An 8,567-nucleotide genomic window follows, 5' to 3' on the forward strand; every position below is an offset into this window, starting at 1 on the left:
GCCCTTCCGTGTCCCGTCCGGGCGGGCGGGCCCGCCCGGACGGGACACGGAAGGGCGGCAGGCGGCAGGTGGCCGGCGGCAAGCGGAATGGCCTTCGGCCTGCGGCATGGAGCCTTCGGCCTGCGGCGTCGAGCCGTCGGCTTGCGGCCGGCGGAACGAGAGCGTGAGCTGCGTGGAAACCGACGCCCCCGGTGACCCCCCGGGGCACGCCCCCGGCCCGCCCGGACGGCTCGACGTGGAGCCCACGCCGTGGACCGCCGTGGCCTGGCTGCCCCCGGACCGGCTCTGGGGCCCGGTCCAGAGCATCAGGCAGGTCCACGACCCGCAGATCCGCCGCTGGCCCCCGCACGTCAACCTCGTCTTCGGCTTCGTACCCGAGGAGGACTTCGTGGCCGCCGCCCGGCTGCTCGCGGGTGTCGCGGCCGCACAGCGGCCGTTCCAGGTCCGGCTGAGCGGCGTACGGTATTTCCGGCACCGGGCGTACTCCACCGTCTGGCTCGATCCCGCCGCGGCCGGTGCAGGGCCGTGGACGCGGCTGCAGCAGGCGCTGGCCGAGCCCTTCCCGCGCTGCCGGGACCGGCACGAACGGTTCACCCCGCACCTCTCCCTGGGCCGCACCCGGCACCCGGCCCCGCTCGCCGCCGAGTGCGCGGCCCGCCTCGGCAGCGCGGACGCGCGCGTGGACGAGGTGGTCCTGCTGGCACGGCGGGGCCCGGACGACCCCATGCGGCCACGCGCCCGCGTGGGGCTGGGCACGGGCGTCGTCACGTGGAGCACGTGACCCGGCGGCGGCGAGGGCCGCGAGGGCCGCGACGGCCCCGACGCCCCGACGGCTGCAACGGCCCCGCCGGACGGACTCGGCCGGGCGCCGGCCGAGAGGAGGCCGCCCGACCGGACGTCGAGCGGTCGAGCTGCGTACGGATCCGCGGACGGCCCCGCCCCGCCGGCGACCCGGCATACTCGTATCGATCATGTGCCCGAACGGGAAGGGGAGCCCGTAGTGATTCCACCCAGCCGTTCCGCCCCCGGAACGACCGTCACCACCCCTGGCAGGACCGCCGCGGCAGCCGTGGTCACGGTGGGCCTGCTCGCCCTCGCCGGCTGCGGCACGGTGACCACGACGGGCGGCGGCGCCCCAGGCGCGTCCGGCCCCGCGGCGGAAGCCCGAGCCTCCGCCTCTCCGTCGGCAGCTCCTCCGTCGGCAGCCTCCGCGGCCGAAGCCGGGCGGCAGCAGCACGACCGGCAGTTCCCGGAGGTGGCGGCCCGCTGCAAGGACGCCGCGGCCAGGACGTCCCCCTCCACCACGGTCGAGCCCGAGGACCCGCGCCCGACCGATCCGGAGGCGGCCAAGTACGCCGAGAACCACGCCTTCAAGACCACCGTCCGGCTGACCCCGGACCGCGCCTGCACCGGCTCGGCCCACGCCGAGCGGATCCGGCAGGCGCTGACGGGCTCCGGCACGCAACTCCCCACGGACGAAGCCGCACTGGCCCGTACCCTCCAGGCCCTCGGCTACCCCACCCGTTCCGGCGAGGTCTACCGCTCGGGCGGCGCCCTCGGCTTCGCGTTCGCCGTTCCCGGCACGGGCCCCTGCGTCACCGGGACCCTGGGCACCCCCGTGAAGGTGGAGTCCCACGGCCCCTACGTGGAGGGCGGCTGCCAGGAACCCCGCGGCGGCCACTGACGCCACGGCCGCAACGGCCGGACACAGGAGAGGCGCGGGGAACGGACGCCGGACCCGGTGACGCTCCAGCCACCAGGAGATGCTCGGTCCAGGCGGACCGATGCCCCTTCAGCCCTCCCAGTCCCACGTGTCGAAGTAGGCGGGGACCCCGCGGCGGCGGGCGGCCATGACCGCCTCCAGCCGTGCGTGGTCGCGCGCCGGCATCAGGTCCCGCCACTCGGACACGGTCAGGGCGCGGACCTCGTCGTGCTCGTCCGGGTCCAGCACGATCGAGGCGAGTCGTGCTGCCGGGAGCCGGCCGCCGTCGAAGACGAACCCCACCGTGGCGAGCGGCCACTCCTTGCCGGGCAGCCCGAACACCGTGGCCAGGAGCCGCGGCGGGCCCGGGACGTGGAGTCCGGTCTCCTCACGGCACTCCCGTACGGCCGTCTCCCACGGCCGCTCCCCGGCCTCGGCCACACCGCCCGGCCACTGCCAGGGGTGGGTGCTGGAGTAGGTGGCGCGCAGTTGGACGGGCCGGTCGTCCTCGTCGGTGAAGAACACGGCCCCGAACACGCCGGCTTTCGGTAGGGTCGCGGCGAACTCCTCGGGAGGCAGCCACTCTTTGCTCACGGCGAGCTCCTTTCGACCGGTTCGGGGAGTTACGGAAGCATAGGCCGATGTGGTCCAGGGCCACCCGCGGATACCGGCCGAGCCCGGCACGGCGCCCCGCCGTCGGTCCCGTCGGCCGGGAACCCGCCCACCAGTGCCGCCCGTTCGTGGATCGTGCCGCCGCGGATCGCCGCACGGACCCGGATCAGGTCGGCGAAGTCGGTGAACGGGTCGCCGTCGACCACCGTGAGGTCGGCGATGCGGCCCGGCTCGACCGTGCCCAGGCGGTCCTGGAGACCGAACACCCGGGCCGGGAGCCGGGTCGCCGTCGCCAGGGCCTCGGCCGGGGTCAGCCCGTAGCGGTGCAACGCCCGTAGGGACAGGTGGAGATGGAGTCCGACCGGGACCAACGGGGCGTCCGTGCCCAGGGCGACCAGGCCGCCCTCGGCCAGGATGCGGCGGTAGACGCCCGTCTCCCGTTCCAGGGCCAGCAACTGGTCCGCCGTCGGAGGCTTCGCGGCCGCGGCCCTGACGGCGGTCACGTCCCACGGCGGCATCAGCCGGGTCACCCGTTCGTCCTCGGCCGCCGCCGGGTCCTCGCCGAGCAGCGGCAGCGCCGTGAACGGCGTGGCGATCAGATGGAACCGGCCCCGCGTGTACAGCTCGACGGCGTCCTGGTAGGCGTACCCCTGCGGGGTCGCGCCGTGCCCCGCCTCGGCGCGTTCGGTGGCCACCAGGTGCGTGGTGAGGTCCTGCCCGGTGGCGATGCCCGTCGCGCACAGGTGGGAACCGGCCGGCACCCCCAGTCGGTCGTGCGCGAACCGGGCCGCCTCCGCCATCAGCCAGGCCGGCGCCCGTACGTAGGTCTTGACCACGTCCCAGTCCAGCTCCGCGGCCCGCGCCAGCGACCGGGCCACCCCCTCCCTCGTGCGGTGCGCCCTGCTCATCGTGTACGCGACCCGGCTGCCGTCCAGGTGTTCCCCGCAGGTCAGCAGCCGCGGGCCGGCGAGCCGCCCGGCCAGCACGTCCTGCCGGAGCCGGGCCTGCTCCTGGGCGGAGCCGCCGAGGGAGACGGTCGTGGTGATCCCGTACGCGAGGGCGGTCACGCCCTGCCGGGCCCCGTACGTGTTGGCGTACGGGTGCATGTGCGTGTCCCAGAGGCCGGGCACGACGGTGCCCTCCCGGGCCTCCACCGTGCGGGCGGCCCGGGGAGCGCGGCGGCCCGCACGCCGGGGCTCCACGGCGGCGATCCGGCCCCCGCGGATCAGGATGTCCACCTCGTCGCGCGGCGCGGCCCCCGTGCCGTCCCAGAACCGCCCGGCGCGCACCAGCGTGTCCACCGGTTCGGGCCGGCGGTGGTCCAGGATCACCGGTACGGTCCGGGCCGGACCCTCGGGCGTGCCCTCGGCCGTGAGGCGTAGCAGCCGCAAACGGGCACCGGACTGGTAGAGCAGGGTGCGGGAGTCCGAGGCCCAGGAGGGGTGCTCGGCCGGCTCGTCCGTGATCCGGCGCGCCGGACCGGCCGGCGAGCCGTCCGGGCCCACCGGGAGCAGCCACAGCGCCGACTCCGCGACGCAGGCCAGATGGTGCCCGTCCGGCAACCAGACCGGTCCGGAGGCGTACCGGTCGGACAGTGACACGTGCGGGGCCAGGGCGTGCAGCCGGGCGGCGCCGGTGCCGGTGTCGACGATCCGGATCAGGTTGTGGCCCTCGCGGAAGCGGTGGTTCAGACGATTGCGGTCGCACAGGGCGAGGTAGCGGCCGTCCGGTGACCAGCTCGGCATGCCGGGCAGCCCGCCGCCGCCCAGCGGGGCCACGAGCGGTGTCTCCGTCCCGGAGGCCAGGTCCCGGACCAGCAGCCGGCCCGTCAGATCCAAGGCCGCCAGCCGCGTCCCGTCCGGGGACAGCGCCCCGTACACCCGTCCGGCCGGCCCCAGCGCCTCCTCGGGGCCACCCGACAACCGGGTGCGGTGGACGGTGTTCAGCCCGCCGCGGTCGTGCGTGTAGACCAGCGCCTGCCCGTCCGGGCTCCACACCGGACCCTGGACGTACGCGGTGGGCGGCAGCTGGACCCGCCGCCGCGGAGCCCCGCCGGACACCGGGACGGTCCACAGCGCGCCCAGCGTCGCGAACGCCACCGTCCGGCCGTCCGGCGACAGCGAGGGCAGGTGGAGCGCGCGGACCGGCCGCGGCCGGGCGGCCTCCAGGTCGTACTCCTTGACCCGGTGGCGCGGGCGGGGCAGTGCCAGTTCGGCGTGGAAGGGCAGCAGCCGCCCCGGCCCCCGGCCGGAGGGGTCGCCGTCGGGGCGGATCACCCGGAACCGGCCGTCCAGGGTGACCAGCAGCCCGTCGTCGCCGACCCAGCGCGGGGGAGCGGGGGCCAGGTCGCCGTCGAGCGGGACCCGCCGGCCGTCCACCCACAGGGTGACGGTCTCCGCCCGGCGCGGTCCGGGCAGCGCGCACAGCCACGCGGTCCGGCCGCCCGGCGAGACGGCCGGGGCCAGCAGCCGTCCCTCCGGCGCCGTGTACTCCGTACGCACCGGGCCACTGCCGTCGGCCGCCACCGACACCAGCAGCCGTGCCGTCAGGGTGCCGTCGGCGGCCACCGTGCCCCGTACGAACAGCACCCGTCCGCCGTCCGCCGCCCAGACCGGGTCGAAGTCCTCCCACCCGCCGTCCTGGCCCGGCCCCTGCTGCCCTTGCCGCCCGGTCAGCCGCCGGGGCGCACCGCCCGAGGCGGGCAGGGCCCAGATCCGGTACGGGCTGCCCGTGACCGGGTCCCCGTCGCGCTCGGAACAGCACGCCAGCGTCCGGCCGTCCGGGGACCAGGACGGCGCCCGGTGGTCGAACGGCCCCTCGGTCAGCGGGCGCAGCCCCGAACCGTCGGCCGCCATCAGCCAGATGTGGAAGTTCCCGCTGCGGTACGCGGCGACCGCGAGCCGCCCGCCGTCCGGGGACAGGACCGGACGGGTCGGCTCCAGGTCCGGCGGGGTGAGGGCGGTGGCCGGGGAGCCGTCGGCGGGCAGCGACCACAGCACCCCCTGCACCTCGGCGACCACCCGGTCGCCGACGGCGGTGGCGGCGCCGTTGGTGGCGGCGGTCAGCCGCAGCCGCACCGTGTCCCCGGCCGGCGCCGCGGCGGCCGCCGTCCCCGGGCCCCGTACGGCGTCCACCGCGGCGGCGGCCGACCCGCCCGCCACCGCCGTCGGCAGGGGGAGCGCCCCCACCGCCGCCGCCCGAAGGATCGTCCTGCGTGCCATGGGCATCCCGGCCACCCGCTTCCCGTTGCGAAAGTCAGTTCACCGGTTGCTCCAACGACCCGGGGCGGACGGGGTTCCCCCGCCCCGGGGAGATGGCTTCGGCCCGCGGCAGGATGGCCGGTTCGCGCGGCTCCGCGAGGTCGGGACCACCTCGACCAGCAGAAGGAGCCAGGATGCCGACGAGGAAGACGACGCCGCCCCGGAGCCGCCTCGCCCTGCCGCGGGCTCTCCCGCTCGCCCTCCCGCTCGTGCCGCCGCGGCGACCTCCGCCCTGGCGGCCCGGCCGGCCACCGCCGCCCCGGCGCCGGCCCCGGCCGACCGCGGCCCGGCGACCACGGCGGGCGTGGGCCTGGCCGGCATCAGCGGGTGGGCCCGCACGGCCCACCCGGTCCCGGAGCACGACACACGGATCTCCGTCGACGCCTTCGGCCTCGTCCCGCAGCCCGGCCGGCACGGCAACGGCAACGGCAGCGGTGACGGCGACCCGGCCCGTTCCCGGTCCGAGGCCCGGTCCTGGGGCGCGTTCCGCATCCAGCACCGGTGGCCGCCGACGGATGACGGGCGGCCGCACCTCAACTGGGCGATTCGAGGGTGGACTGCGTGCGGGTGGACGGACCCGAGGTGAAGGTGACGGGCCGCATCGTCTCCGCCGGCCCCTCCTGGCAGACGTACCTGAACCGCGCACAGCCGGCCGGCACGGGCGTCAGCTTCCACGTCCCCGCCGAGGGCGGCGGGGCCACCCGCATCGGGCTGACCGCGCCCCCCGAGGGCGACGCCGAGCCGGCCCCGTACCAACGCGGCCTCGTCCACGGCGAACGCCACGGGTGCGACCCTGACCGACACCCTCTCCGGCGCGGGCGGCACCCTGCTGTCGGCCGTCCCCTCGCAGGGCACCTGCACCACCACGGCGACCGGGGCGACCTGCGCCCTGGGCACCCTGGCCCCGGGCGCGAGCGCCACGGTCACCGTGACCGCCGAGCCGCGTACCACGGGCACCCTCACCGACCGGGCGTCCGCGACGGCCTCGCCGCAGGACCCGGCCCCGGGCGACAACAGCGCCACCGCGACGACGGCGGTGAACAACTCCCGTGGCTGCACCGTCGTCGGCACCAGCGGCGCCGACACCCTCACCGGCGGCTTCCCCAATGATGTGATCTGCGCCCTGAGCGGCAACGACACCGTCCGCCCGGGCAGCGGCAAGGACACGGTCCACGCCGGACCCGGCAACGACGACGTCGACGGCGGCTTCGGCGACGACACCGTCATCGGCGGACCCGGCAACGACACCCTGACCGGCTCCTACGGCAACGACCGCCTCACCATCACCGACGGGGTCGGCGGCAACGACTCCGCCCACGGCGGCCCGGGCTTCGACACCTGCACCACCGACCCGGGCGACACCCGCATCAGCTGCCCCTGACCTCCACCCGGGCGGCGGCGCTGTCGTCGAGGAACCCGCCCGACTGGTGCTGCCAGAGCCTGGCGTACGCGCCGTCGGCGTCCAGCAGCTCCTGGTGCGAGCCCTGTTCGACGATGTGCCCGCGGTCGAGGACGACCAGCCGGTCCATGCCGGCGACCGTGCTCAGCCGGTGCGCCACCACCAGCGCCGTCCGCCCCTCCATCAGCCGCCACAGGGCGTCCTGGACGAGGATCTCGCTCTCCGAGTCCAGGGCGCTGGTCGCCTCGTCGAGCAGCAGGATCGGCGCGTCGCGCAGGATCGCCCGGGCGAGCGCGACCCGCTGGCGCTGGCCGCCCGACAGCTTCACCCCGCGCTCGCCGACCATGGTGTCGAAGCCCTCCGGCAGGACGTCGGCGAACTCCGTGACGTGCGCCGCCTCGGCCGCGCGGCGGATCTCGGCCTCCGTGGCGCCCGGCCGGGCGAAGGCGATGTTGTCCCGCAGCGTGCGGTGGAACATGGCCGGCTCCTGCGGCACGTACGCGATCATGCTGCGCAGGTCGGCCTGGGCCATCCGGCTGATGTCCTGGCCCGCGACGAGGATCCGGCCCCCGTCGACGTCCGTCATCCGCAGCAGCAGCCGGGTCAGGGTGGTCTTGCCGCCGCCGGACCGGCCCACGAGGCCGATCCTGGTGCCGCGGGGCACGTCCAGGTCGAGGTCCTTGAACAACGGCTCACCGCCGCCGTGGGCGAACGTCACCCGCTCGAACCGGACGTCGCCCGCCCGGGACCGCAGCGGCTCCGGGCGCGGCGGGTCGACCACGGTCGGCTCGGTGAGCAGGAGCTCCGTGAACTGCGAGGCCTCCGTCATGGAGCTCTCCAGCCGACGGTAGATCTGGTTGAACTCGAACATGATCCGGGTGGCACTGGAGTAGTAGGTGAAGGCGACGATGACCGCCTCCACCCCGTGGTCGGCGGCCCCGAGCGCGAGGGCGACGACCAGCCCGAGCACGTTCGTCAGCACGGACATCGGTGCGACGAGCGTGTCGATGCGCAGGTTCCCGTAGTCCCACGACCGCAGCATGAGCCGCCGTGACTCGGCGACGCGCGAACGGTGTTCGGCCGCCTCGCGGTCCTCGGCGGCGAACGCGCGGACCGTGTCCATGTTCATCAGGCTGTCGGCCACATGGCCCGACACCCGGGCGATCGCCTCCTCGCGCTCGCCGACGAGCGCCTGGCGGCGGCGGATCAGCGGCAGCACGCACACACCCGTGACCGCGATCATCACCAGCAGCCCGGCGACGAGCAGCGGGTCGTAGAACCACAGCACCACCGACGCGAACGCCAGCGGGACGAAGCTGCCCATGACCGAGAAGGTCAGGGTGTCGACGAACTCCTCGAAGCGGGAGGCGAAGCTCAGCACCCGCTTGGTCAGCGAGCCCGCGAAGTTGTCGTGGAAGAACGCCGCGTCCTTCGCGAACAGTTCGTCCATGCCGATCACGTACAGGTGCTCGATACCGAGGGCATCGACGCGGTTCAGGCAGTGCAGCCCGAGGCGCCACAGCGCCTCCGAGAGCAGCAGGACACCGGCGAAGCCGAGGACGTAGGGCAGTGTCCCGCCGAGCCCGCCCCCGCC

7 protein-coding genes and 1 pseudogene are annotated in these 8,567 nt (G+C 75.8%); 5 read left to right on the forward strand and 3 right to left on the reverse strand.

All coding sequences use genetic code 11. The features are described 5' to 3' along the window. The first annotated feature begins 163 nt into the window (after window positions 1–163). The gene (locus EF918_RS28015; protein ID WP_260610745.1) at window positions 164–781 is read left to right on the forward strand and encodes a 2'-5' RNA ligase family protein; all 618 of its coding nucleotides are present in this window, start codon (window positions 164–166) and stop codon (window positions 779–781) included. A 219-nt stretch (window positions 782–1,000) separates the two neighbouring features. Further along, on the forward strand, window positions 1,001–1,684 hold the full coding sequence (locus EF918_RS28020; protein ID WP_125651719.1) for a hypothetical protein: 684 nt from the start codon (window positions 1,001–1,003) through the stop codon (window positions 1,682–1,684). 108 nt (window positions 1,685–1,792) lie between these two features. Here EF918_RS28020 and EF918_RS28025 read toward each other — a convergent pair whose 3' ends face one another. After that, a complete protein-coding gene (locus EF918_RS28025) occupies window positions 1,793–2,296 on the reverse strand; it encodes an NUDIX domain-containing protein (protein WP_125651720.1) in 504 nt (167 codons plus the stop codon). A gap of 29 nt (window positions 2,297–2,325) precedes the next feature. Beyond that, entirely contained in the window at window positions 2,326–5,535 is a 3,210-nt protein-coding gene (locus EF918_RS28030; RefSeq protein WP_125651721.1) for an amidohydrolase family protein, read from the reverse strand. 343 nt (window positions 5,536–5,878) lie between these two features. Between EF918_RS28030 and EF918_RS36650 the strand changes: the two genes are divergently transcribed. From EF918_RS36650 to EF918_RS39205, 3 genes and pseudogenes are all read left to right on the forward strand, one after another. Beyond that, entirely contained in the window at window positions 5,879–6,160 is a 282-nt protein-coding gene (locus tag EF918_RS36650; protein WP_148141271.1) for a hypothetical protein, read from the forward strand. A gap of 192 nt (window positions 6,161–6,352) precedes the next feature. Beyond that, a pseudogene (locus EF918_RS39200) lies at window positions 6,353–6,706 on the forward strand (calcium-binding protein); the annotation flags it as partial. Then, window positions 6,686–6,955, forward strand: a complete 270-nt coding sequence (locus EF918_RS39205; protein WP_312847873.1) for a hypothetical protein — start codon at window positions 6,686–6,688, stop codon at window positions 6,953–6,955. The pseudogene EF918_RS39200 and the gene EF918_RS39205, both read left to right, overlap by 21 nt. Here EF918_RS39205 and EF918_RS28040 read toward each other — a convergent pair. After that, window positions 6,942–8,567 (reverse strand): ABC transporter ATP-binding protein (locus EF918_RS28040; protein ID WP_148141272.1); only part of this gene is annotated, 1,626 nt, incomplete at its 5' end. The two genes, EF918_RS39205 and EF918_RS28040, sit on opposite strands and share 14 nt — an antisense overlap.

The organism is Streptomyces sp. WAC06614, assembly GCF_003949795.1.
Taxonomy (GTDB): Bacteria; Actinomycetota; Actinomycetes; order Streptomycetales; family Streptomycetaceae; genus Streptomyces.